This is a genomic window from Cellulosimicrobium marinum (assembly GCF_020551945.1).
Taxonomy (GTDB): Bacteria; Actinomycetota; Actinomycetes; order Actinomycetales; family Cellulomonadaceae; genus Cellulosimicrobium; species Cellulosimicrobium marinum.
Genome location: NZ_JAJBZH010000005.1, coordinates 67,254 through 90,767 on the forward strand (window position 1 = coordinate 67,254; position 23,514 = coordinate 90,767).

The 23,514-nt window shown below is 76.4% G+C and carries 16 protein-coding genes; 10 read left to right on the forward strand and 6 right to left on the reverse strand.

All coding sequences use genetic code 11. From position 1 onward, the window contains the following. Nucleotides 1-92: 92 nt before the first annotated feature. The gene (locus tag LGQ04_RS12160) at nt 93-2,912 is read right to left on the reverse strand and encodes a cation-translocating P-type ATPase (RefSeq protein WP_229243993.1); all 2,820 of its coding nucleotides are present in this window, start codon (nt 2,910-2,912) and stop codon (nt 93-95) included. 129 nt (nt 2,913-3,041) lie between these two features. On the opposite strand from LGQ04_RS12160, the gene LGQ04_RS12165 reads away from it, so the two are divergent. Beyond that, the gene (locus LGQ04_RS12165) at nt 3,042-6,449 is read left to right on the forward strand and encodes a hypothetical protein (protein WP_229243994.1); all 3,408 of its coding nucleotides are present in this window, start codon (nt 3,042-3,044) and stop codon (nt 6,447-6,449) included. After that, nucleotides 6,446-7,327 (forward strand): TrmH family RNA methyltransferase, encoded by an 882-nt coding sequence (locus tag LGQ04_RS12170; RefSeq protein WP_372470058.1) that lies wholly within the window; start codon nt 6,446-6,448, stop codon nt 7,325-7,327. The genes LGQ04_RS12165 and LGQ04_RS12170 overlap by 4 nt, the downstream gene beginning before the upstream one ends. Nucleotides 7,328-7,376: 49 nt before the next feature. Here the strand turns inward: LGQ04_RS12170 and LGQ04_RS12175 are convergent, their stop codons facing one another. From LGQ04_RS12175 to LGQ04_RS12185, 3 genes are all read right to left on the reverse strand, one after another. Next, complete coding sequence (locus LGQ04_RS12175; protein ID WP_229243996.1) at nt 7,377-7,850, reverse strand: GNAT family N-acetyltransferase; 474 nt, start codon at nt 7,848-7,850, stop codon at nt 7,377-7,379. Between the two features lie 107 nt (nt 7,851-7,957). Next, nucleotides 7,958-8,407: an SRPBCC family protein gene (locus LGQ04_RS12180; protein ID WP_229243998.1), complete on the reverse strand. Its 450-nt coding sequence runs from the start codon at nt 8,405-8,407 to the stop codon at nt 7,958-7,960. Between the two features lie 93 nt (nt 8,408-8,500). Then, nucleotides 8,501-9,124, reverse strand: a complete 624-nt coding sequence (locus LGQ04_RS12185) for a nucleotidyltransferase family protein (protein ID WP_229243999.1) — start codon at nt 9,122-9,124, stop codon at nt 8,501-8,503. 99 nt (nt 9,125-9,223) lie between these two features. Here LGQ04_RS12185 and LGQ04_RS12190 point away from each other — a divergent pair, with 99 nt between their 5' ends. From LGQ04_RS12190 to LGQ04_RS12210, 5 genes are all read left to right on the forward strand, one after another. Then, entirely contained in the window at nt 9,224-10,087 is an 864-nt protein-coding gene (locus tag LGQ04_RS12190; protein ID WP_229244001.1) for an endonuclease/exonuclease/phosphatase family protein, read from the forward strand. A 58-nt stretch (nt 10,088-10,145) separates the two neighbouring features. Next, complete coding sequence (locus tag LGQ04_RS12195) at nt 10,146-11,000, forward strand: ABC transporter ATP-binding protein (protein ID WP_308016400.1); 855 nt, start codon at nt 10,146-10,148, stop codon at nt 10,998-11,000. A 74-nt stretch (nt 11,001-11,074) separates the two neighbouring features. Continuing rightward, on the forward strand, nt 11,075-12,070 hold the full coding sequence (locus LGQ04_RS12200) for an ABC transporter substrate-binding protein (protein ID WP_229244003.1): 996 nt from the start codon (nt 11,075-11,077) through the stop codon (nt 12,068-12,070). 52 nt (nt 12,071-12,122) lie between these two features. Then, nucleotides 12,123-14,372, forward strand: a complete 2,250-nt coding sequence (locus LGQ04_RS12205; protein WP_229244005.1) for an iron ABC transporter permease — start codon at nt 12,123-12,125, stop codon at nt 14,370-14,372. 80 nt (nt 14,373-14,452) lie between these two features. Continuing rightward, a complete protein-coding gene (locus LGQ04_RS12210; RefSeq protein ID WP_229244007.1) occupies nt 14,453-15,481 on the forward strand; it encodes a siderophore-interacting protein in 1,029 nt (342 codons plus the stop codon). A gap of 7 nt (nt 15,482-15,488) precedes the next feature. Here the strand turns inward: LGQ04_RS12210 and LGQ04_RS12215 are convergent, their stop codons facing one another. Both LGQ04_RS12215 and LGQ04_RS12220 read right to left on the reverse strand, forming a co-directional pair. Further along, complete coding sequence (locus LGQ04_RS12215) at nt 15,489-16,070, reverse strand: YbaK/EbsC family protein (RefSeq protein ID WP_229244009.1); 582 nt, start codon at nt 16,068-16,070, stop codon at nt 15,489-15,491. 53 nt (nt 16,071-16,123) lie between these two features. Continuing rightward, on the reverse strand, nt 16,124-16,684 hold the full coding sequence (locus tag LGQ04_RS12220; RefSeq protein ID WP_229244011.1) for a YbhB/YbcL family Raf kinase inhibitor-like protein: 561 nt from the start codon (nt 16,682-16,684) through the stop codon (nt 16,124-16,126). A gap of 267 nt (nt 16,685-16,951) precedes the next feature. On the opposite strand from LGQ04_RS12220, the gene imuA' reads away from it, so the two are divergent. From imuA' to LGQ04_RS12235, 3 genes are read left to right on the forward strand one after another with little or no spacing between them, the layout of a single operon-like run. Next, complete coding sequence (gene imuA' / locus LGQ04_RS12225; RefSeq protein WP_229244013.1) at nt 16,952-17,806, forward strand: DnaE2-dependent mutagenesis accessory factor ImuA'; 855 nt, start codon at nt 16,952-16,954, stop codon at nt 17,804-17,806. Beyond that, on the forward strand, nt 17,803-19,458 hold the full coding sequence (locus tag LGQ04_RS12230) for a DNA polymerase Y family protein (protein ID WP_229244015.1): 1,656 nt from the start codon (nt 17,803-17,805) through the stop codon (nt 19,456-19,458). The genes imuA' and LGQ04_RS12230 overlap by 4 nt, the downstream gene beginning before the upstream one ends. Continuing rightward, complete coding sequence (locus LGQ04_RS12235; protein ID WP_229244017.1) at nt 19,458-23,411, forward strand: PHP domain-containing protein; 3,954 nt, start codon at nt 19,458-19,460, stop codon at nt 23,409-23,411. The genes LGQ04_RS12230 and LGQ04_RS12235 overlap by 1 nt, the downstream gene beginning before the upstream one ends. Nucleotides 23,412-23,514: the final 103 nt, after the last annotated feature.

The following is a 23,514-nucleotide window of genomic DNA, read 5'->3' on the forward strand; positions in this document are numbered from 1 at the left end:
ATACCCCCGGGGGTATCGACTCCCGACCGTGCGGGCGGTGATCCTCGCCACGCGGGTGGACGGCGGGTCGGCGGCGGGTGGGGATGCGGGCGTCAGGCGCGCTCGACCGGGGCGGGGACGTGGCCGCGCGCGGTCCAGCGCCGGCCCACCCACTTCGCGACCTCGACGAGCAGGAACACCACGACCGCGAGGCCGAGCGTCTTGCCCCACTCCGCGACGCCGACGGGCGCCGACTCGAACCACGTGTGCATGAAGGGCGCGTAGACGAACACGGCCTGGAGCACGAGGAGCGCCGCCGCGCTGATCCAGATCACGCGGTTGCCGCGCAGGACGTCCACCGTGAGGCTCGACCGGTCGAGGAAGCGGCAGTTGAACAGGTAGGCGAGCTGGCCGAGGGCGAGCATCGTCACGGCGGTGGTCTGCGCCTCGGCGAGCGGCACGCCCTGCGCGCGCTCGACGTAGAAGAGCAGGATCGTCGCTCCGCCGATGAGCAGGGACACGAGCAGGACCCGCCGCACGTACGCGCCGTCGAGGATGGACGCGTCCGGGTCGCGCGGGGCGCGGCGCATGACGTCCGGCTCCGCCCTCTCGTACGCGAGCGCGAGCGACAGGGTGACGGCGGTGATCATGTTGATCCAGAGGACCTGCACGGGCTGGAGGGGCAGCGTGAGCCCGAACAGCACCGCGACGAGGATGACGAGCGACTGCGCGCCGTTCGTCGGCAGGAGGAACAGCACGGACTTGCGGATGTTGTCGTAGATGCGCCGCCCCTCCTTCACGGCGCGCTCGATCGTCGCGAAGTTGTCGTCCGCGAGCACGACCTCCGCGGCCTCCTTGGTCGCCTCCGTGCCCTTGATGCCCATGGCGACCCCGACGTCCGCCTGGGTGAGCGCGGGCGCGTCGTTGACGCCGTCGCCCGTCATGGCGACGACCTCGCCGTGCGACTGCAGCGCGGAGACGATGCGGATCTTGTGCTCGGGGCTGGTGCGCGCGTAGACGTCGACGTCGCGCACCACGGCGCGCAGCCTCTCCGTCGACATCTCCTCGAGCTCGGGGCCGGTGAGGACGGCCGGGGCGTCGGTGCCGTCGGCCGCGGTGTCGACGATGCCCATCTCGCGGCCGATCGCGACCGCCGTCCCGGCGTGGTCGCCCGTGATCATCTTCACGCGGATCCCCGCGTCCCGGCACTCGGCGATCGCCGCCACGGCCTCCGGGCGCGGCGGGTCCACGATGCCGACGAGACCGCACAGCTCGAGCCCCGACGCGACGTCGTCCACGTCGAGCGTCGCCGTGCCCTCCGGGGCGGTCGTGCGTGCTGCGGCGAGCACGCGCAGCCCGCGGGCGCCGAGCGCGTCGATCTGGGACTCCCACAGCCCGCGGTCGAGCGGCACGGCGGCGCCGTCCGGCCCGGTCTGCGTGGCGCAGCGGTCGAGCACGCGGTCGGGAGCGCCCTTGACGTGCACGTGCAGCGCCCCGTCCGGGGCGGCGTCGAGCGTCGCCATGAACTTGTTCTCGGACTCGAACGGCACGACGGCGACGCGGCGCCACCCCGCGGGGTCGACGCCCGCCTTCATCCCGAGGGTGCGCAGCGCGCCCTCGGTCGGCTCGCCTACGAGCCGCCAGCCGTCCGGATCGGACGCGTCGCGCACGATCCGCGCGTCGTTGCAGAGCATCATCGTCGTCGCCACCGCGGCGAGGTCGGTGTCCTGCGCGAGGTCGGCGGCGCGGGCCGAGCCGCCCGTGCCCGACGCCGCGTCGTCGGGCGCGAGGGTGACGTCGCCGACGGGCGCGTAGCCCGCGCCCGCGACGGCGAACGACCGGGTCGGCGTGCGCACGGTGCGGGCCGTCATCTCGTTCTTCGTGAGCGTGCCGGTCTTGTCGGAGCAGATCGTCGTCACCGAGCCGAGCGTCTCGACCGCGGGGAGCTTGCGCGTGATGGCGCGGCGGCGCGCCATCTGCTGGACGCCGAGGGCGAGCGTGATCGTCACGAGCGCGGGCAGGCCCTCGGGCACGGCGGCGACGGCGAACCCGATCGACGCGGAGATGAGCTCGGGCACGGAGAAGTCGTGCACCACGCGGCCGATGAGCACCATGACCACGGCCATCGCGAGGATGAGCACGGCGAGCACCTTGCCGAACCGGTCGAGCTGGCGCGTCAGCGGCGTCTCGAGGTCGCGCACCTCGGAGATCATCGTCTGGATGCGGCCGATCTCGGTCGCCTGCCCCGTCGCGGTGACGACGCCGACGCCCTGCCCCGCGGCGACGATCGTGCCGGAGAACAGCATGCTCGTCCGGTCGCCCACGCCGGCGTCCGCCTCGACCGCGTCGACCTTCTTCGACGACGCGACGGACTCGCCCGTGAGCGCCGACTCCTCGACGCGCAGGTTCGTGGCCTGCAGCAGGCGCACGTCCGCGGGCACCTTGTCGCCCGAGCGCACGCGCACCACGTCGCCCGGCACGACGTCGTCCGCGTCGACGCTCGCCCAGGCGCCGTCGCGACGCACCTGCGCGCTCACCGACAGCATGTTGCGGATGCCGTCGAGCGCGCTCTCCGCCCGGCCCTCCTGGATGAACCCGATCGCCGCGTTGATGACGGCGACCGCGAGGATCACGGTGAAGTCGACCCAGTCCCCGAGGATCGCCTTGAGCACCGCCGAGACGAGCAGGATGTAGATGAGGATGTCGTCGAAGTGGACGAGGACCCGCTTCCACAGCGGGTCGCGGCGCGGCGGGGCGAGCCGGTTCGGGCCGACCGCGGCGAGGCGGTCCGCGGCGTCCTGCCCGGCCAGCCCTCCGTCGTCGGACCGCAGCGTCCCGAGCACCTGCGCGGGCGGGAGCGACCACGGTGCGTCGACCGCGAGGTCGTGGGTCGGTGTCGTCGAGGTCGGCGCGGCGTCCGGCACAGGTCCCATGCGTCCTATTCGACCCCCGATCCGCACTTCGCGCGAGGGGCGAAGGTCCGGGGACGGGTCGCACGGCCTCCCTACGTGGTGGCAGCGTCGCGCGGCCGCCCGTGCGACGACGACGTCGGAGGTGGCACGATGCCTGACGCGAACGAGGAACGGTCCGTCCTCGAGCTGCGGATCCACGGCGTGGCGAACACGCCGCCCCACGGGATGCTCGACCTGCCGCCCGACGAGGTCGACCGGTGCGACGGCGACGGGCTCGGCAGCTTCTGGACGGCGACCGCGGAGGCGGACGCGCGCGACCGCGCCCCCGGGACCGCGGAGCACCCCGTCGCTCCCGGCGACCTGCACGCCGTCCGGCCCGACGTGCGCCGCGAGGCGTACTCGTGGGGCGGGATGGCCCGGCACGGCGGCCTGCCGCTCGCGGGCGCGCTCGGGGCGGTCGCCCGCGGCGCGAACCGTGCCCTGTGGGCGCTCAACGTGCCGTTCGGCCTCGCGAACGTCGCCTACTGGGCGCGTCGCGTGCCCGGCGCGGAGGACTCCGCCGACCGTGCCGCACCCGTCGCCGCGCCTCCGGGCCGCTGCGACGACGAGACGGTCGAGCGTGCGCGCCCCGAGGCGGCCGCCGCGGCCGTGCGCGTCTTCGGGCTCGCCCTGACCCTGCTGCTCGCCGCCGCCCTGACGACCGTCGCCGTGGCGACCCTGGGCACGCGCTGCATGGGCGTCGTCGACCCGGACGCCACCACCGTCCAGGTCTGCGCCCGCGTGCCCGACGTGCTCGACGGCCTCGCGCGCACCGACCACGGGAACCGGGTGGCGATCCTCTCGGCGCTCCCCGTCGTCGTGGTCCTCGCGCTCGTCCTGCTGGCGCGCTCCGGGCAGGTGCGCTTCGACGAGCGGGTGTCGATCGCGCGCGCGGGGCAGCGCCAGGTGGGCGCGGGCACGGGCCCGCTGCTGTACCGGGCCGGGTTCTGGAGCCGTCGCGTCGCCGGGCCCGCACCGCTCCTCGCGCACCTCGCGGCCGCCCTCGGCCTCGTGGGGGTCCTGCTCGCGTGGACCGACGACCGTCCCGCGGCCGGGACGGCCGTCCTCGTCGTCGGGGCCGCGGCCGTCGTGCTCGGTGCCGTCGTCGTCGCGCTGCGCTCGGACGACCGCGGCGTCCAGGCCGAGCCGCCGGGGTGGAAGAGCGCCCTCGCGGTGGCCGCGCTCGTGCTCGGGTGCGCGGCGTGGGTCGGCGCGATGGTCGTCAGCGCCCGGCGGGTGCCCGGGACGGCGCTGCCGGCCTACGTGGGGATCGACGTCGCGCCGACGGTGCTCGGCGGCGTCCTCGTCGGCATCGCCGCGGCCGGGCTCGTGTGGCGGCGGCAGGTGCCCGCCGTCCTGTGGTCGCTCGTCCCGCTCGTCGTCACGGGGTGCCTCGTCGTCGTGGCGGTCGTGACGACGCCCGAGACCGTCGACGTCGTCCTCGTCGCGGTCGCGGCGGCCGTGTTGCTCGTCCCGCTCGTCCCTACCCTCCCGGGGGTCGTGCGCCCCGGCGCCGGCGGGAGCGACCGGTGGGTGGGATGGTCCGGGGCCGGGCCCGGGGTGTTCCTGCTCCTGGCGACCGCGACCGCCGCGGTGCTCACGAGCCTCCTCGTCCTCGGGACCCAGCTGCTCCTCACCGGGGGGCGCGACGCGCGGCCCGCCGCCGAGGGCGCGCTCGTCGTCGACATCGTGCGCACCGTCCCCGGCCCCGAGGACCTGCCGGTCCCGTCGGCGTACACCGAGTTCGGGGCGAGCGCGATCGTCCTCGTCGTCGTCGCGCTGGGCGGGCTCGTCATGCTCGCCGGTCCCGGCCTGCACGACCTCGTGCGCACCTGGACACGGTGGATCCCTCGCGCGGCCGGTACGACCGCCGACCTCGCCGGGCCGACCGGCTGGGCGGCCCGCACGCTCCAGGAGGCCGAGGCCCGACGCACGCCGGGCACGCGCCAGCGCATCGCCGACATCCCCCTCGCCGCGCGGCGGACCGTCCGTGCGCGCCAGGTCGCGGCGGTCACCCACCGGGCGGAGCCGGCCGTCGGCGTCCTCGCTCTCGCGGCCTGGGCGGCGCTCGTCCTCGCGCTGCTCGCGCGCGACGACGCCGCGTCGGTCGCCGGGGTCCCCGGGCTGTCCCTGCGCGGGCTCGACCCCGTCGCCGTCCCGTTCGTCGGGGGCCTCGCGCTCGCCCTCGTCGCGAGCTTCGTCGCCGCCGGGGCGAACGGGGCAGCCCGCCCCTGGGGCCTGCTGTGGGACCTCATGTGCTTCCTGCCCCGCAGCGCCCACCCGTTCGGGCCGCCGTGCTACGCCGAGCGGGTCGTGCCCGAGGTCGCGGCACGCGTGGACGCGTGGCTCGACGCCGAGGACGTGCCCGTCGGCCCGGCGCGGGAGGCCGCCGCGCCGCGCCGCCGCGTCGTGCTCTCCGCCCACTCGCTCGGCGCCGTCGTGGCGGTCGCCGTCGTGCTCGGCCGCGCCGGGAACCCCTCGCCCGTCCCGGACGACGCCGCGCCACCACCGCGCACCGACGGGGACGGCCGCGTCGGGCTGCTCACCTACGGCGTCCAGCTCCGCCCCTACTTCGGCCGGTTCTTCCCGTCCCTCCTCGGGCCGCAGGTGCTCGGCACGCCCGCCTGCGCCGGCCCCGCGGGACGCGGCGACCCCTGGCGCGACCAGACCGACGACCCCCGCCGTGCCGTGCGCGCCGCCGCCCGCGCGGTGCCGCCCGACGACGCGACCGGCGCGCCCGCCCGGGAACGCGCCGCGTCCTACGAGGAACGACGCCGCGACGCGCTGCGACGCGACGCGGACGTCCGGGCCGCCCGCGCCCGCGTCCGGCACGCCATCGCGCGCGACGCCGCCGACGACCACGTCGACGCCCTGCGCGACCAGGTCCGGCGCGCCGAGGCCGAGCTCGCCGCGGCGCTCGCACCGCTCGCCGAGGCCGAGGCGCAGGTCGCCGACGAGGCGGCCACGCGCCGTCGGGCCCTCGACGAGGACGCCGACCGGGCCGAGCAGGACTACCGGGCCGCGCGCAGCGCCCTCGTCCACGCGCGACGGGCCGACCCGCGCCACCGCGCCGAGCTCACCCTGGACGCGACGGCGCACCGCCGTGCCGCCGACACCGCCTGGGCCCGCGCGCGCTGCGGCCCCGGCGCGAGCGTCCTCCCGCCCTCGACGCCCACGCTCGTCCGCCTCCTGCGGCACGCCGAGCACGGCCCCGCCTGGGTCAACCTGTGGCGGCGCACCGACTACCTCGGGTTCCCCGTCGTGTCCTACGGCACCAACCCCGTCGACCGCGGCGCCGACGAGGTCGACCGCGGCGCCTACCTCTTCACCGTCGCGACGCACAGCGGCTACTACCGCGCCTGGGCCTACCACGAGGGTCTCGACACCGTGCTGCGGCGGCTCGGCGTGCCGACCCCGCGCCCCACCCCGCCACCACCGCCCGAGGACGGGCCCCGGACCGACGCCCGGGCGACCGCGGGTACGGGCGGGCCGGCCGGTCGGGGACAATCGACCCCGTGATCCCCCAGAGCCTGCACGTCGTCCGCGTCACCGACCCCGCCGACGAGCGGCTCGCCGACTACACACGCCTGACCGACGTCGCGCTGCGCGCCAAGCACGAGCCCGAGAAGGGGCTCTACATCGCCGAGAGCTCGACCGTCATCCGCCGCGCCCTCGCCGCGGGCCACCGGCCCCGGTCCTTCCTCATGGCCGAGCGCTGGCTCGCCGACCTCGCCGAGGACATCGCCGCGCTCGCCGCCCGCCACCCCGTCGACGACGCCCCGGGCGGCACCGGCGAGCCCGTCCCCGTGTTCGTCGGCGAGCCCGACGTCCTCGAGGCCATCACCGGGTTCCACCTCCACCGCGGGGCGCTCGCGGCCATGCACCGCCCGCCCCTGCCGAGCGTGCACGACCTCGTCACCGGAGCCCGCCGCGGCGCGGGCGCCCGCCGCGTAGCCGTCCTGGAGGACGTGGTCGACCACACGAACGTCGGGGCGATCTTCCGGTCCGCCGCGGCGCTGGGCGTCGACGCCGTGCTCGTCTCGCCGCGCTGCGCGGACCCGCTGTACCGCCGGTCGGTGCGCGTGAGCATGGGCACGGTGTTCCAGGTCCCGTGGACGCGGTTCGCGACGTGGCCCGGCGGCCTCGCGGCGCTGCAGGAGGACGGGTTCGTCGTCGCCGCCCTGGCCCTGTCCGACGACGCGGTGAGCCTCGACGACCTCGTCGCCGACGCGCCCGAACGGCTCGCGCTCGTGCTCGGCACCGAGGGCGACGGCCTCTCCCGCGGCGCGGTGGACGCGGCGGACCGCGTGGTGACCATCCCCATGGCCGGGGGAGTGGACTCGCTCAACGTCGCCGCGGCGTCGGCGGTCGCGTTCTGGGCGACGCGCGCGCACTGACGCGCGCGCGGGGGAACCTGCGGGCTCGGGCTCGGGCTCGGGCTCGGGCTCAGGCCGGCGGGTCGAGCGGGCGGCGCATCGCGTAGTTGACCATCTCGACCCCGCGCAGCACCGGGCGCCGCTCGGCGACGACGACGAAGCCGCGCGCCTCGAAGAACGGTCGTGCCGTGACGCTCGCGTGCGTCGTGAGCTCCGTCGCCCCGTCGGAGCGTGCGGTTGCCGCCACCCATCCCAGCAGGGCCGACGCGACGCCCTGGCGCACGACGCCCGGGTCGACGAACAGCATGTCGACGTACCCCTCCGCGTCGACGTCGGTGAATCCGACGACGCGCCCCTCGTGCTCGGCGACCTGCGTCCGGGCCGCGGCACGCCGCGCGGCCCAGCGCGCGACGTCCACGTCGTCGGGCGCCCAGGCGCGGACCTGCTCGGGGGAGTAGTCACGGCTCGCGGTGCCGCGGACGGCGCGCCGGAAGACGTCGAGGGTCGCCGCGGCGTCGGCCGACTCGTAGTCGCGCAGGTGCACGCGCCGACCATACCGAGGGCCGCCGACGACTCCGGGACGGGGGGAAACGCGTCGGGCCCGGTGGCACGGCGCAAGCGCCGACCACCGGGCCCGTGGGGCGGTGCGGGTCAGCTCACGTCGCCGCGCCACGCGCCGGTCTCGACGCCGCGCGACTCGACGAACTCCTTGAAGCGGGCGAGGTCGCCCTTGACGCGACGCTCGTCGAGCTGGAGGAGGTCGCCGGTCTTCTCGACGACACCGTCCGGGCTCCACTCGAGCTGGACGGTGACGCGTGTCTCCGCCTCGCTGAGCCGGTGGAACGTGACGACGCCCGCGTGGTCGGGGCCGGACGTCGAGTTCCACGCCACCCGCTCGTCAGGGTGCTGCTCGGTGATCTCGGCGTCGAACTCGCGCTCGACCCCGCCGATCTTCGTCCTCCAGTGCGTGTGCGTCGCGTCGAGCTGCCGGATCTCCTCCACGCCCTCCATGAAGCGGGGGAACTCCTCGAACTGCGTCCACTGGTCGTACGCGGTGCGGACCGGGACGGCGACGTCCACCGTCTGCATGACCGTGCTCATCGTCCTACCTCCTCGTCGGGGGTGATCTGGCGAGCACCCACCTTCACCGGCCTGGCGTGCGCTCGCCCGTCGAGACGGCCTGTGTGACGACGGTCACTCCACGTGGCTGGACGGGTCCCCGGACGCGGGCTGCACGCGGTCCTGGGCGTCGCCCGGGTCGGTCGCGGACCGGGGGACCACGCCGAGCTCGTCGAGCAGGAAGAGGAAGGAGCGTGCGTAGGGGTTGTCGTCGACACGTGCGCGGACGTCGGGCCAGTCGACCTGCTCGCGCAGGGCCCGCGCGACGGGCAGCAGGCGGGAGAAGTCGCAGAAGTGCTCGCCGAGGACGCGCAGCTTGGACGTGAGGATCTCCGTCGCCGACAGCACGGGCATACGGACCGCGAGCACCTCGATCTCGTCGGTGCGCGCGAGGAGGTCGTCGTCGATGGGTTCGCCGACCATCCGGTACAGGACGTCCACGAGCTCGCCGCGGTGGTACGCCTTGAACAGCCAGTTCTCGGTCGGCTCCGTGATCTCGAGCCCGGCTTGCGCGAGCACGTCGCGAGCGCGGTCCACGTCGACCTCGCGGATCGCGAAGTCCGCGTCGTGGCTCGGCTCCGGCGCACCCCGCGCCCAGGCCGCGTAGCCGCCGACCAGCGCGTGCGGGACGCCGGCCTCGGCGAGCGCGGCCGCCGTCATGCGCAGGCCGTCGTGCAGGGCCTCCCTGTCGTCCACCATGCCCCGGGTCTACACCAGGGCCGGGCACCCGGCACGCCGCGACGGGTTCCCACGACCCACCGCGTGCAACGGTGCGCCGCTGTACCGAGAATCGAGACGATGCGCCTCGCGACGTTCAACATCCTGCACGGACGGTCGACGGTCGACGACCGGGTCGACGTCGACCGCTTCGCCGCGGCGGTCCGCGCTCTGGACGCGGACGTGCTCGCGCTCCAGGAGGTGGACCGCGACCAGCCGCGCTCGCACCGGACCGACCTCACGACGGTCGCCGCCGAGGCGAGCGGGGCGGTCGACCACCGTTTCGTGGCGACGCTCGTCGGCGAGCCCGGCGTGTGGTCGGCGCCCACGGGCGAGCACCAGCCCGGGCAGGCGGCCTACGGCATCGCCGTGGTGAGCAGGTTCCCCGTGCGCGCGTGGCGCACCGTCGTCATGCCCCCGCCGCGCACCCGCGTACCCGTGCGCTTCCCGGGACGACGGCTGCCGACGCTCGTGCGCGACGAGCCGCGCGCCGCCCTCGTGGCCCACGTCGCGGCCCCCGCCGGTCCGGTCACGGTCGTCTGCACGCACCTGACGTTCGTGCCGGGCAGGAACCTCACCCAGCTCGTCCGCCTCACGCGGTCCCTCGCGGAGGACGCGCGGGCGGGGGAGCCCGTCGTCCTCCTGGGGGATCTCAACCTCGACGCCCCGCAGGCCGCGCGGGCGAGCGGGTGGCACCCCCTGGTGAGCGCGCCGACCTTCCCCGTCGCCGCGCCGACGCGCCAGCTCGACCACGTCCTCGCGCACGGGCCGGTACGGTCCACGGCCCCGGCGACCGCGGTCGACACCGGGCTGTCGGACCACCGTGCGCTCGTGGTCACGGTGGCGCTCGGCGGCGAGCACGCGCCGTCGCCGACGCGCTCCCACGCCGCCGACGAGGACCGGTCGCCGACGGCCGGGCCACCGGGGGCGGGCCCGGCGGGGTGACGTGCGTCGCACCGGCCGCGGCTAGGCCCGCGCGAAACCGTAGATTAGCCTTACCTACGTGAGTTCTTCCCCGGTCGTGCCCGCCACCGCGGAGCCCACGGGCGCCGCGGCGCTCGCCGGCCACGACCTGCACCTGTCGTACGACGCGCGGACCGTCGTCCACGGCGCGGGCCTCGACCTCGCGCCCGGCCGCGTCACCGCGCTCATCGGACCGAACGGCTCGGGCAAGTCCACGCTCCTGCGCTCGCTCGCGCGCCTGCACCGCCCCGACGCGGGCAGCGTCACGCTCGACGACGGCGAGGACGCCCTCGCCTTGCACCCCAAGGACTTCGCGCGGCGCGTCACGCTCCTGTCGCAGAGCCGGCCCACGCCGAGCGGGGTGAGCGTGCGCGACGTCGTCGGCTACGGCCGCCACCCCTACCGCGGACGCTTCCGCGCCAACGACCCGGACGGGCCCCGCGCCGTCGCGCACGCGATGGCCGTGACGGGTGTCGCGTCGATGGCCGACCGCGGCGTCGACGAGCTCTCGGGCGGCGAGCTGCAGCGTGTGTGGCTCGCCACGTGCCTCGCCCAGGACACGGGCGTCCTCCTGCTCGACGAGCCGACCACGTACCTCGACCTGCGCTACCAGGTCGAGCTCCTCGACCTCGTGCGCGACCTCGCCTCCGAGCACGGCGTGGCCGTGGGCGTCGTGCTGCACGACCTCAACCAGGCCGCCACCGTCGCCGACGAGGTCGTCCTGCTCCACCGGGGCGTCGTCCGGGCGACGGGCCCCGCCGACGAGGTGCTCACCTCCGGGCTGCTCTCCGACGTGTACGGCATCCACGTGGACGTGTACACGCACCCGCTCACCGGCCGCACGTGCTGCGAGCCGCTGGGCCGCCACGCCGCGCGCGTGGGCGCCACCCCCTGACCTCCCGACCTCCCGCCTGCACCGCCCGCCCGGGTCCTGCCGTGGCCGGGCACCGACCGAACCGAAGGACTGCCATGCGCCCGACCCGAACCCGCGCCCTCGCCGGGGCCGCCCTCACCCTCGTCACCGCGCTCGCCCTCACGGCGTGCGGCACGACGGAGGACCCCGAGGCGGAGTCCACCACCGACGACGCCGCCGCGTCCGCCGGGCCCGTCACCTACACCGACGAGCGCGGCGAGCACACGCTCGACGCCCCCGCCACGGAGATCGTCTCGCTCGAGTGGGGCCTCACGGAGAACCTCGTCGCGATCGGCGTCGAGCCCGCCGGCCAGGCCGACGTCGAGGGCTACAACACGTGGGACACCGTCGCCCCGATCGACGCGGGCACGCCCGACGTCGGCATGCGCGGCGAGCCGAGCCTCGACGCGATCTCCGCGCTCGAGCCGGACCTCGTCGTCACGACGACGGACGTCCCGGAGAACGTCATCGCGCAGATCGAGGAGATCGCGCCCGTCCTCGCGCTGCGCGGCTCGGACGGCGAGGACCCGATCGGCTACATGCGCTCCACGGTCGAGACCCTCGGCACGGTCACGGGCCGCGAGGACGAGGCCGCCGCGGCGCTCGAGGAGTACGACGCCACGATCGCCGACGCGACCGCCGCGCTCGACGAGGCCGGGCTCGCCGGGGCCGACTTCACCATGGCCGACGGCTGGATCGCCAACGGCGCCGTCTCGATCCGCATGTACACGCCCGGCTCGTTCTTCGGCGCGATCGGCGAGGAGCTCGGCCTCGTCAACGCCTGGACCGAGGGCGGCGACCCCGACTACGGGCTCGCGCAGACCGACGTCGAGGGCCTGACCCAGCTCGGCGACGTGCAGTTCCTCTACGTCGCGAGCGAGTCCGAGGCCAACCCGTTCACCGACGGCCTCGAGGGCAACGCCGTGTGGGAGCAGCTCCCGTTCGTCACGGCCGGCGACGTGCACCGCCTGCCCGACGGCATCTGGATGTTCGGCGGCCCGCTGTCCGCGTCGGCCTACGCGGACGCCGTCGTCGAGGCCCTGACGGCCTGACGCCTGCCGGCACGCTGAGCAGCAGGGTTCGCGAGAGGACGACGGGACCACGGTGACGAGGCACGAGCGCACGACGGTGGAGCCGGACACCCTCCTGCTGGAGGACCCGGCACGGTCGGGCGTGCCCGCGGACCCGGACGTCGCGCCGGACGAGGCGACGCTGCACGACGCGGATGCGGTCGCAGGGGGCGGCGGCGCCGTCGACGCGGACCGCGGCGAGGCGTCCGGCCCGACGACGGCCGCGGCACCGGGGCGCACGTCGCGCCTCGGGGTCGTGGGGGCCTTCGTCGTGGCGGTCGCGCTCGCGGCCGTCCTCGCGGCCGTGCACGTCACGCAGGGCACCGCCGACGTCGGCGCCCTCGACCTGCTGCGCCTGCTCACGGGCGGCGAGGGCGTCGACCAGACGGTCGCCGTCCTCGTCGCGTCGCGCGTGCCGCGCCTCCTCGCGGGCCTGCTGCTCGGTGTCGCCCTGGGCGTCGCCGGCGCGGTCCTGCAGTCGGTCGCGCGGAACCCCCTCGCGTCGCCCGACACGCTCGCGGTCAACGCCGGCGCCTACCTCTCGGTCGTCGTCGTCGCCGCGTTCGGCCTCTCGGTGCCGTTCTACCTCCAGGGCGGGCTGGCCTTCCTCGGCGGCCTCGCCGCGGCAGGGCTCGTCCTCGTCCTGGCACGCGGCGGCGCGGACGGGCCCACCCGGCTCGTCCTCGCCGGGTCCGCGATCATGCTGGCGCTGCACTCGCTCACCACCGTCCTGCTCGTGCTGTTCGAGCAGGAGACGACCGGCCTGTTCGCGTGGGGGAGCGGGTCCATCGTCCAGTCGGGCACGCGGACCGTCGCGATGGCGACGCCGGTCGTCGCCGTCGGTGTCCTCGCGGCGCTCGCGATGTCGCGCCGCCTCGACCTGCTCGGCCTCGGGGACGACGCCGCGACCGTCCTCGGCATCGACGTGCGCCGCACGCGCGTGGCCGCCGTGCTCGTCGCGGTGCTGCTCGCGGCGATCGCCGTCACCGTCGCCGGCCCGGTCGGGTTCGTGGGGCTCGCCGCACCCGTCGTCGCCCGGCTCGTCGCCCGGCGCGTGCCCGGCCTCGGACGGCACGTGCTGCTCCTGCCGTTCGCGGCCGTCGTCGGTGTCGTCGTGGTCCTCGGCGCCGACGTGCTGCTGCGCCTCGTCCTGCCGAGCAGGCTCTCGATCGCCGTTCCGACGGGCGTCGTCACGACCGTGCTCGGCGCGGGCCTGCTCATCTGGCTCGCGCGCCGCCTGCGCGACTCCGGCCCCGGCGCACGGGCCGCCCACGGGTCGCTCAGCCGCCCCCGCACACCGCGGACCGTGCTCCTCGTGGTCGTCGCGCTCGTGCTCGCCGTCGCCGCGGCGACCGTCGCGGGCCTGCTCCTGGGCGACCGGGTCGTGCTCCTCGGGGACGTGGCGAACTGGTGGAACGGCGTCGCCGGGCGCCAGGTGACGTTCGTCCTCGACCAGCGCCTGCCCCGTGTCCTCGCGGCGCTCCTCGCGGGCGCCGCGCTCGCGCTCGCCGGCACGATCGTCCAGGCGGTGTGCCGCAACCCGCTCGCCGAGCCCGGCCTGCTCGGCGTGACCTCCGGCGCCGGGCTCGGCGCCGTGACGATGATCCTCCTCGTGCCCGGCGTCGGGATCTGGCCCATGTCGGCTGCCGCCGCGCTCGGCGCGTTCGTCGTGTTCGGCCTCGTCTACGGCTTGGCCTACCGCGGCGGGCTGAGCTCCGACCGCCTCGTGCTCATCGGCATCGGCGCGCAGGCGGGCGTCATGGCGCTCATCACGCTGATCGTCGTGGTCGTCGCGCCGTGGGACGTCAACCTCGCCCTCACGTGGCTGTCCGGGTCGACGTACGGGCGCACGCTCGAGCAGCTGATCCCCGTCGTCCTCGCGCTCGTCGTCCTCACGCCGCTCGTCGCCGTGTTCCGGCGCGACCTCGACGTCGTCGCGCTCGACGACGACACGCCGCGCGTCCTCGGAGTGCCGCTCGACCGCACGCGCCTCGTCCTCCTCGGCGCCGCGGCCGTGCTCACCGCGGCCGCCGTGTGCGCCATCGGCGCGCTCGCGTTCGTCGGCCTCGTCGCCCCCCACGCCGCCCGCGCGCTCGTCGGGGCGCGGCACGCGCGCGTCGTGCCCGTCGCGATGCTGCTCGGTGCGCTGCTCGTGTCCGTCGCGGACACGCTCGGCCGGTTCGTCATCGCCCCCGGGCAGATCCCCGCCGGGCTCGGCACCGCGCTGCTCGGCGCCCCCTACTTCGTCTACCTCCTGTGGCGCAGCCGCGGCCGCGGAGCGTGACCGGTCTCACCGTCATCGCGGGCGTCCACGCCGCCGGACGGGTTGACCCGGGCGGGTCCGCACAGGTTAGCCTCACCTGTGTGAGCCAGACCGTCGTGTCCCGCACCCGTGCCCGCCGAACCGCCGCCCGCGCGACGGCGCCGTGGCGCTTCTTCGACGTCGAGGTGGCGCGCGTCGAACAGCTCACCCCGAGCTTCCGCCGGTTCACGTTCACCGGCCCCGAGCTGGACCGGTTCGCCGACCCCGGCCTCGACATCCGGATCAAGTTCGTCCTCCCCGCCCCCGACGGCGGCTACGCGCACCTCGTGCGCGACGCCGACGAGTGGTACGCCGCGTGGCGCGCCCAGCCCGAGGAGCGCCGCAACCCGCTGCGCACCTACACGACCGTCGCCGTGCGCCCCGAGGCCCGCGAGGTCGACGTCGACGTCGTGCTCCACGGCGACGCCGGGCCCGCGTCGCGGTGGGCGCTCACGGCGGACATCGGGACGCCGCTCGTCCTCCTCGGTCCGGACGCCGCGTTCGACGGACCCACCGGCGGTGTCGAGTTCCACCCGCCGGCACGCGCCCACGCGCTGCTCCTCGCCGGCGACGAGACGGCGCTGCCCGCCCTCGTCGCGATCTGCGAGGACCTGCCCGCGGACGCCACGGGCGAGGTCGTCGTCGAGGTCCCGCACGCCGCCGACGCCCGTCCGTTCACCGCGCCCGCCGGGCTGCGCGTGACGTGGCTGGGCCGGGACGACGCGCGACAGGACGAGTCGGCAGAGGGCGGGTCGGCGCAGGGAGAGGGCGACGCTCCCGTCGCGCACGGCGCGCTCCTCGTCCCCGCCGTCAAGGCCGCCGCCGCGCGCCTCCTCGGCGCGGGCGTGCTCGGGGCGGACCCGCCCGCGCAGTGCCGCACCGCGGAGGACCTCGAGGACGTCGACGTCGACTCCTCGATCCTGTGGGAGGTCCCCGGGCTGCTGGAGGAGGACACCGTCCTGTACGCGTGGCTCGCGGGCGAGGCCGGTGCGATCAGGACGCTGCGCCGCCACCTCGTGTCCGACCTCGGCGTGGACCGCCGCGCCGTGGCGTTCATGGGCTACTGGCGCGAGGGCCGCGCCGAGGGCTGAGCGGTTCTCAGCCGACCGGGACCGCGAGGTCCTCGACGACCTCCACGCCGGGCAGCCGTCCGAGCAGGTGCCCGGGGAGCAGCAGCTTCGAACGGCGCACCCCGCTGCCGACGAGGGCGAGCGCGCCGTCGGTGACGACGCGCGCGTCCACGAGCACGCGCCACCCGGCGGGGAGACCGATCGGCGTGATGCCGCCGTACTCCATGCCCGACTCGGCGGTCGCGCGCTCGGTCGGCAGGAACGACGCCTTGCGCACGTCGAGCAGCTTGCGCACGCGCGTGTTGACGTCGGCGCGGGTGTGCGCCCGCACCACGGCGGCGGCGACCCGCTCGTCCCCGGCGCGCACGCCGCCCACGAGGACGCAGTTCGCCGACGCCTCCACGGGCAGCGAGAACGCGTCGTTGAGCGTCGCGGTGTCCGCGAGGTCCGGGTCGATCTCGGTGACGGCGACGAGCGCCGCCACGTCGGGGTCGGCCTCGGCCCAGGTGCGCAGCGCGTCGGCGGTCACCGGGGCGAGCAGATCGGGATGGTCGAGCGCGGGCTCCCAGTGCAGGGAGCCAAGCGTGGGCAGCGTCGTGGAGGCGTCCATGGGTCCTTCCCGGCGGTCCGTCCCGCGGCACGGGTGGGTGTGGCGGGTCGCCGTCAGTCTGCCACCTGGTACGTCACCGTGAGCGTGGCCCGGGCGAGCGTGCGGAACAGGGCGTTGAACGCGACGGCCGTCGGTGTGGCGTCGGGGCCGAGCCCGGCGGTGTCGGCGAGGGAGTCGACGTCGAGCGCGTGCACGGCGAACACGTACCGGTGCGGGCGGTCCCCGGGCGGCGGCGCCGCGCCCGTGTAGCCGGGGTCGCCGCCGTCGTGCCGCACCTGGAACGCGCCGTCCGGCAGGGAGCCGCCGTCGGGCGAGCCCGCACCGGTCGGGAGCGCCGTGACGGTCGCGGGCAGGTCGGCGACGGTCCAGTGCCAGAAGCCCGCGGGGGTCGGGGCGTCGGGGTCGAAGCACGACACGACGAACGATCGGGTGCCCTCCGGGGCGCCGGACCACGCGAGCGCGGGGGAGCGGTCGCCTCCGGAGGCGACGTGCGCGTCGGGCATGGTGGCGCCCTCGGCCAGGTCGCTGCTCGTGAGCGCGAAGGTCGGCACCGCGGGGAGCTGGGCGTACGGGTCGGGGGCAGGCGGACGGGAGTCGAGGTCCACGGTCGTCATGCCCCTCATGGTGCCGAACGGCCCGCGACCAGGCATCTCGGCCGATGCGCGCCCTCTCAGGCTCAGGTCGAGGTCGAGGGTTTCGCCCAAGTCTCCAGCGGCGGTCGAGGGTTATGGGGGAGCATTCGGACGAAGCCGACGACCCGCCCGCCCGGAGTTGACACGCCCGGCACGGCGGCCGAACACTGGAAGAGTTCGAACACCTGTTCGAACACGGTGGGGTCGTCGCGCGGCCCGACCCTGGCACGAGCAGGACCGGGAGGCGAGATGACCGTCGTCGCCGACCCGGCCGGGCCGCAGGCCACGGACCGTGCCGCGCTCGCCCGCGCCGCCCTCCGGCGCGCCGAAGAACGCGCGGGGGTCCGCCGCCACGACCTGCGCGCCCCCCTCGCCACCGTCCCCGGGCAGGCCCCAGGACGGTCCGTGCCGCAGCCGCCTCCCACCACCCCCCGGCACCGCACCCTGCCGCCGGCCTCCGGGGCCGACGAGCGGTCGTGGCCCGTGCCCGGCCCGCTCACCGCCCTGCTCCCCACCGGGACGATCCGGCGCGGCACCGTCCTCACCGTGCGCGGGTCCACGAGCCTCCTGCTCGCGCTCGTCGCGGGCGCGTCGACCGCCGGGGCGTGGACGACGGCCGTCGGCCTGCCCGACGTCGGGCTGCTCGCCGCCGCGGACGCCGGCGTCGACCTCGGCCGTCTCGCGCTCGTGCCGCGCCCCGGCCCGGACGCCGCGCTCGCCGTCGCCGCGCTCGTCGACGGCATGGACGTCGTGGTCGTCGGCCCCGCCGCCGACCTCACGGACACCGACCGACGCCGCGTCCTCGCCCGCGCGCGCGAGCGCGGCACCGTCCTCGTCGCCGCGACCGCGTGGCCCGGGGCCCACGTCGCGCTCACCGTGACGGGCGGCGCGTGGACCGGCGCGGACCACGGAGCGGGCTGGCTGCGCCGCCGGACCCTGCAGGTCGAGCGCGCGGGCCGCGCGGGCGCGCCGCGCCCCGCCCGGGTCGAGGTCGAGCTGCCGTTCGCCCACCGGGACTGGCCCGCCCACCTCGTCGAGCAGGACGCCGCCGCGCCCGCCGCCCCGGAGCACCCCGGCACGGACCGGCTGAGGCTCGTCGGATGAGCGGGCACCCCACCCGCACCGCCGCGCTCTGGGTCCCCGACTGGCCCGTCCTCGCGGCGATGGCCGTCCGCGAGATCCCCGCGCACGTGCCCGCCGCGACGCACGACGGACGCCGCGTCGTCGCCGTCTCCGCCACCGCGCGCGCCGCCGGCGTGCGGCGAGGCATGCGGCGCCGTCGGGCCCGCGAGTGCTGCCCCGAGCTCGAGCTCCTCGACGTCGACGACACGCGCGACGCCCGCGAGTTCGAGCCCGTGGCCCTCGCCGCCGAGTCCGTCGTCGCCGGCCTCGAGATCACCCGCCCCGGCCTGCTGCTCCTGCCCGCCGACGGCGCGAGCCGCTACCACGGCTCCGACGAGTCCCTCGCCCACGCGCTCGTCGCACGCGTCGTGGCACGCACCGGCCACGAGGCCCAGGTGGGGGTCGCCGACGGCATCCTCGCCGCGGTGCTCGCCGCCCGCACCACCGTCGTCGTCCCCCCGGGGCAGACCCCGGCGTTCCTCGCCCCGCGCCCCACGTCCGACCTCGTGCACGTCGCGACCCGGCCCGACGTCGCCGTCGCCGTGACCGACCTCGTCCAGCTCCTCGACCGCCTCGGCGTCCGCACCCTCGGCGCGCTCCGCGCCCTCCCGCCCGCGACCGTGGAAGGCCGGTTCGGCGACCTCGGGGCCTGGGCCCACCGCCTCGCGCGCGGCGAGGACCTGCGCCCGCCCGCCCGACGACGCGTCGAGCCCGACGTCGCGGTCACCACCGAGCTCGACCCGCCCGCCGAACGGGTCGACGTCGCCACCTTCGCCGCCCGCCGCCTCGCCGAGGACCTGCACGACCAGCTCGTCACCCGCTCGCTCGTCGCCGGCCGCCTGCGCATCACCGCCCGCACCACCGCCGGGGACGACCTCGACCGGACGTGGCGGCTCGACGCACCCGGCGCGACCAGCCCCGCCCGCCTCACCGACCGCGTGCGCTGGCAGCTCGAGGGCTGGCTCACCGCGTCGTCGGTCCGGGCGGCCCGCACCGCACGCACCCCGCACGGCACCTCGCCCGGCGGGCCGCAGACCGTGCCCGACGTCGCACCGCTCACCCGCCTGACCCTCACCGCCGAGGAGGTCGTCCCCGCCGGGGCCGAGCAACCACGCCTCTGGGGCGCCTCCAGCGGCGAGGACCAGCGCGCCCACCGCGCCCTCGGCCGCGTCCAGGGCATCCTCGGCGGCGACGCCGTGCTGCGCGTCCAGGTCCAGGGCGGACGCGACCCCGCCGACCGCGTGCACCTCGTGCCGTTCGGGGAGGACGTCACCCGCCCCCGCGACCCGGACCCGCCATGGCCCGGCGGGCTCCCCAGCCCCGCACCCGCCCTCGTGCCCGTCGACCCGTACGACGTCACCCTGCTCGACGCCGCCGGGAACCCCGTGGTCGTCGACGCACGCCTCGCGACGAGCGGCGCACCCGCCACCGTGCGATGCCCCCGCGACGGCGAACCCCCGCCCGGGACCGCGCACGCCGTCGTCGACTGGGCCGGACCCTGGCCCCTCGCCGAACGCTGGTGGACCCCCGCACCCCGCCGCCGCGTCCACCTCCAGGTGCTGCTCGACGACGGCCGCGGACTCCTCCTCGCCGGCACCCGAGGCCGCTGGACCGTCGAAGGGGTCTACGACTGATGCCCACCCCCCGGTACGCCGAGCTGCACGCCCACTCCGCGTTCAGCTTCCTCGACGGCGCGTCCCACCCCGAAGAGCTCGCCGCCGAGGGCGCCCGCCTCGGCCTGACCGCGCTCGCCGTCACCGACCACGACGGCCTCTACGGCGTCGTGCGCTTCGCCGAGGCCGCACGCAAGGTCGGGCTCGACTCGATCTTCGGCGCCGAGCTCCACCTGCCCGCCCCTGCCCCCTCCGGCGCCCCCGTGCTCGACCCGCCCACCGGCGTCCCCGACCCCCGCTCCACCCACCTGCTCGTCCTCGCCCGCGGCCCCCAGGGATACCGGAACCTGTCGAGCGCCATCGGCACCGCCCACCTCGCCACCGGCACCAAAGGCGCCGCCGACCACCGCCTCGACACGCTCGGCGAGCAGGCGGACGGCCAGTGGCTCGTCCTCACCGGCTGCCGCAAGGGCGCCGTGCGCCGCGCGCTCGTCACCACCGGGCGCGACGCCGCACGCCGCGAGCTCGACCGGCTCGTCGCCACCTTCGGCGCCGACAACGTCGCCGTCGAGATCACCGCCGACGACGACCCCCGCACCGCCGACCTCCACGACGCCCTCGCCGCCCTCGCCACCGACGCCCACCTCCCGCTCGTCGCCACCACCGCCGCGCACTACGCCCGCCCCCGCGACGCCGACCTCGCCGGGGCGCTCGCGGCCGTGCGCGCCCGCTCCTCGCTCGACGACATGGACGGCTGGCTGCCCGGCGCACCCACCGCGCACCTGCGCTCCGCCGCCGAGATGCTCGCGCGCCACCGGCGGCACCCCGAGGCTGTCGCCACCGCCGCAGCGCTCGGCGACGAGTGCGCGTTCGACCTGCGCCTCGTCGCCCCCGCCCTCCCGCCCTACCCCGTGCCCGACGGGCACACCGAGGCCACGTGGCTGCGCGAGCTCGTGCGCCGTGGCGCCGAGGACCGCTACGGGCCCCGCGGGAGCGAGCGCGTCCCCGGCGCGTGGGCGCAGATCGACCACGAGCTGCGCGTCATCGAGGACCTCGGCTTCCCCGGGTACTTCCTCGTCGTGTACGACCTCGTCGAGTTCTGCCGCGTGCACGGCATCCTCGCCCAGGGCCGCGGCTCGGCCGCCAACTCCGCCGTCTGCTACGCGCTCGGCATCACCGCCGTCGACGCCGTCCGCCACGGCCTGCTGTTCGAACGCTTCCTCGCGCCCGAGCGCGACGGCCCGCCCGACATCGACGTCGACATCGAGTCCGCGCGCCGCGAGGAGGTCATCCAGCACGTCTACGGGACGTTCGGCCGCACGCACGCCGCGCAGGTCGCGAACGTCATCTCCTACCGGCCGAAGTCCGCCGTGCGCGACGCCGCCCGCGCGCTCGGGTACGACGTCGGGCAGGCCGACGCGTGGAGCAAGTCCATCGAGCGCTGGGGGTCGCTCCGCGGCCCCGACCCGACCTCGCCCGCGGCCGACCGCGCCGCCAAGGAGCGCGACATCGCGGCGAAGGTCGTCACGCGGACCGCCGCGAAGGACGCGCGCGTCGCGGCGCTGTGGGGACCGGCGGAGGGGGGCGGTCCGGAGCAGGTGGCGGCTGGGAGGGAGGTGGGGGTGGCGCGCGCGGCCTCCCCTCCGCGGGCCTCGCCCCTCGGCCCGCTCCCGCCAGACCCGGCCACGGCCGCGCGCGCCACCCCCACCTCCCCACGCACCGGCACCTTCCGGGGCGGCGCCTCGCGCGACGTCCGCGTCGTCGACCCCCTCGCCGAGGAGGACGGGAGCCGACGCACGGAGAGAGGCCGGGGGGTGCGGAGCGCCGAGGGCCGTGGTCGGGTCTGGCGGGAGGACCCGAGGCACGAGGGTCCGGATAGTAGGCCCGAGCGCGGTCCGCACCCCCCGGCCGGACCTGACCGCAGCCGTGGTGCTCAGCCAGGGATCGACGGGGCGCTGCGCGCCGACGACACGCACGACGTCGTGCCCGCGCACCGGCCGCCGTCGGCCGAGCAGGACGGCGAGATCCCCGGCGAGGTGCTGGACCTCGCGGACCGGATGCTGCGGCTTCCGCGGCACCTCGGGATCCACTCGGGCGGCATGGTCATGTGCGACCGGCCGGTCATCGAGGTGTGCCCGGTGGAGTGGGCGCGCATGGAGGGGCGCACCGTCCTGCAGTGGGACAAGGAGGACTGCGCCGACGCGGGCCTCGTGAAGTTCGACCTGCTGGGACTCGGGATGCTCACGGCGCTGCGCATCGGGTTCGGGCTGGTCGAGCGGCACGAGGGGTCGCGCCTGGAGCTGCACACGCTGCCCGCCGAGGACCCGGCGGTGTACGACCTGCTGTGCGCCGCGGACACCGTCGGGGTGTTCCAGGTGGAGTCGCGCGCGCAGATGGCGACGCTGCCGCGCCTGCGACCACGGACGTTCTACGACATCGTCGTCGAGGTCGCGCTCATCCGGCCCGGGCCGATCCAGGGCGGGTCCGTGCACCCGTACATCAACCGGGTCCGGGGGCGGGAGCCGGTGACGTTCCTGCACCCGCTGCTGGAGAAGTCGCTGGGCCGGACGATGGGCGTGCCGCTGTTCCAGGAGCAGCTCATGCAGATGGCGATCGACGTCGCGGACTTCACGCCCGCGGAGTCGGACCAGCTGCGCCGCGCGATGGGGTCGAAGCGGTCGGTGGAGCGCATGGAGGCGCTGCGCGAGCGGCTCATGGACGGGATGCGGAAGAAGGGCGTCGACGATGCGCGGGTGCGCGAGCAGATCTACGACAAGCTCAAGGCGTTCGCCGACTTCGGGTTCCCCGAGTCGCACGCGTACTCGTTCGCGTTCCTCGTGTACGCGAGCTCGTGGCTCAAGGTGCACCACCCGGCGGCGTTCTACGCCGGGCTGCTCGCGGCGCAGCCCATGGGGTTCTACTCGCCGCAGTCGCTCGTCGCGGACGCGCGCCGCCACGGCGTCACGGTGCTGCGCCCCGACGTCAACGCGTCCGACGTCGAGGCGACGGTCGAGCGGCTGCCCTCGCCCTCGCCTGCGGGAGGGAGCGAGGACCGCGCTCGGGCCTACCCTCCGGACCCTCGTCCCTCGGGTCCTCCCGCCAGACCCGACCACGGCCCTCGGCGGTCCCCGCCCCCTCCCGGAGCGAGGCCTCCACGGATCGACACCGCGTTCGGGCCCGAGCCGGACCTCGGGCTCGCGGTGCGGCTGGGGCTCGCGAGCGTGCGCGGGCTGGGCAAGGACGCGGCGGAGCGGATCGTCGCAGCCCGGGACGCGCCGTCGGACGGTGGGACCGCCCGGCCGTTCCGCGACCTGCGCGACCTCGTGCGACGCGTCGACCTCACGACCACCCAGCTCGAAGGGCTCGCCACGGCGGGGGCGACCGACTGCCTGGGGGTGACGCGGCGCGAGGCGCTGTGGGCCGCGGGCGCGCTGTCCCAGGAAGGGCCGGGCACGCTGCCGGGTGTGAGCGTCGGTGTCGAGGCGCCGCCGCTGCCGGGCATGTCGGACGTCGAGACGTCCGTCGCCGACGTGTGGGCCACGGGGGTGTCCACCGACTCCTACCCGACGCAGTACGTGCGCGACGGGCTGACGGCGGCGGGGGTGCTCACGGTCGCCGGGGCGGTCGAGGTCGCGGACGCGATCGCGGTAGCGGACGACGCCGAGCACGCCGCGGGGGAGGCCCCGGGCACGCGGCCGGGGTCGCGGGTCGCCGTCGGGGGCGTCGTCACGCACCGGCAGCGGCCCGGCACCGCCGGGGGCGTGACGTTCCTGTCGCTGGAGGACGAGACGGGCATCCTCAACGTCGTGTGCTCGCCCGGTCTGTGGCGGCGGTTCCGCACCGTCGCGCGGTCGTCCGCGGCCATGGTGGTGCGTGGCCGGCTCGAACGTGCCGACGGCGCGACGAACCTCGTCGCGGAGCACCTCGCCCCGCTCTCGTTGCAGGTGTCGACGACGTCGCGCGACTTCCGCTGAGCCCCTCGCCCCGCCGACCGGTCGCGCGACGTGAGGCGGGGCACCGCGCATCATCGGGGCGCTGCGCTCGCTCCCTCCAGGAAGAGCACCGGGCCGCACGCAC

Excerpts from the sequence above, each read along its gene's own strand:
- LGQ04_RS12160 (WP_229243993.1), bottom strand. The coding sequence starts at position 2,912 with ATGGGACCTGTGCCGGACGCCGCGCCGACCTCGACGACACCGACCCAC.
- LGQ04_RS12165 (WP_229243994.1), top strand. The coding sequence starts at position 3,042 with ATGCCTGACGCGAACGAGGAACGGTCCGTCCTCGAGCTGCGGATCCAC.
- LGQ04_RS12180 (WP_229243998.1), bottom strand. The coding sequence starts at position 8,407 with ATGAGCACGGTCATGCAGACGGTGGACGTCGCCGTCCCGGTCCGCACC.
- LGQ04_RS12185 (WP_229243999.1), bottom strand. The coding sequence starts at position 9,124 with ATGGTGGACGACAGGGAGGCCCTGCACGACGGCCTGCGCATGACGGCG.
- LGQ04_RS12190 (WP_229244001.1), top strand. The coding sequence starts at position 9,224 with ATGCGCCTCGCGACGTTCAACATCCTGCACGGACGGTCGACGGTCGAC.
- LGQ04_RS12200 (WP_229244003.1), top strand. The coding sequence starts at position 11,075 with ATGCGCCCGACCCGAACCCGCGCCCTCGCCGGGGCCGCCCTCACCCTC.
- LGQ04_RS12215 (WP_229244009.1), bottom strand. The coding sequence starts at position 16,070 with ATGGACGCCTCCACGACGCTGCCCACGCTTGGCTCCCTGCACTGGGAG.
- LGQ04_RS12220 (WP_229244011.1), bottom strand. The coding sequence starts at position 16,684 with ATGACGACCGTGGACCTCGACTCCCGTCCGCCTGCCCCCGACCCGTAC.
- imuA' (WP_229244013.1), top strand. The coding sequence starts at position 16,952 with ATGACCGTCGTCGCCGACCCGGCCGGGCCGCAGGCCACGGACCGTGCC.
- LGQ04_RS12230 (WP_229244015.1), top strand. The coding sequence starts at position 17,803 with ATGAGCGGGCACCCCACCCGCACCGCCGCGCTCTGGGTCCCCGACTGG.
- LGQ04_RS12235 (WP_229244017.1), top strand. The coding sequence starts at position 19,458 with ATGCCCACCCCCCGGTACGCCGAGCTGCACGCCCACTCCGCGTTCAGC.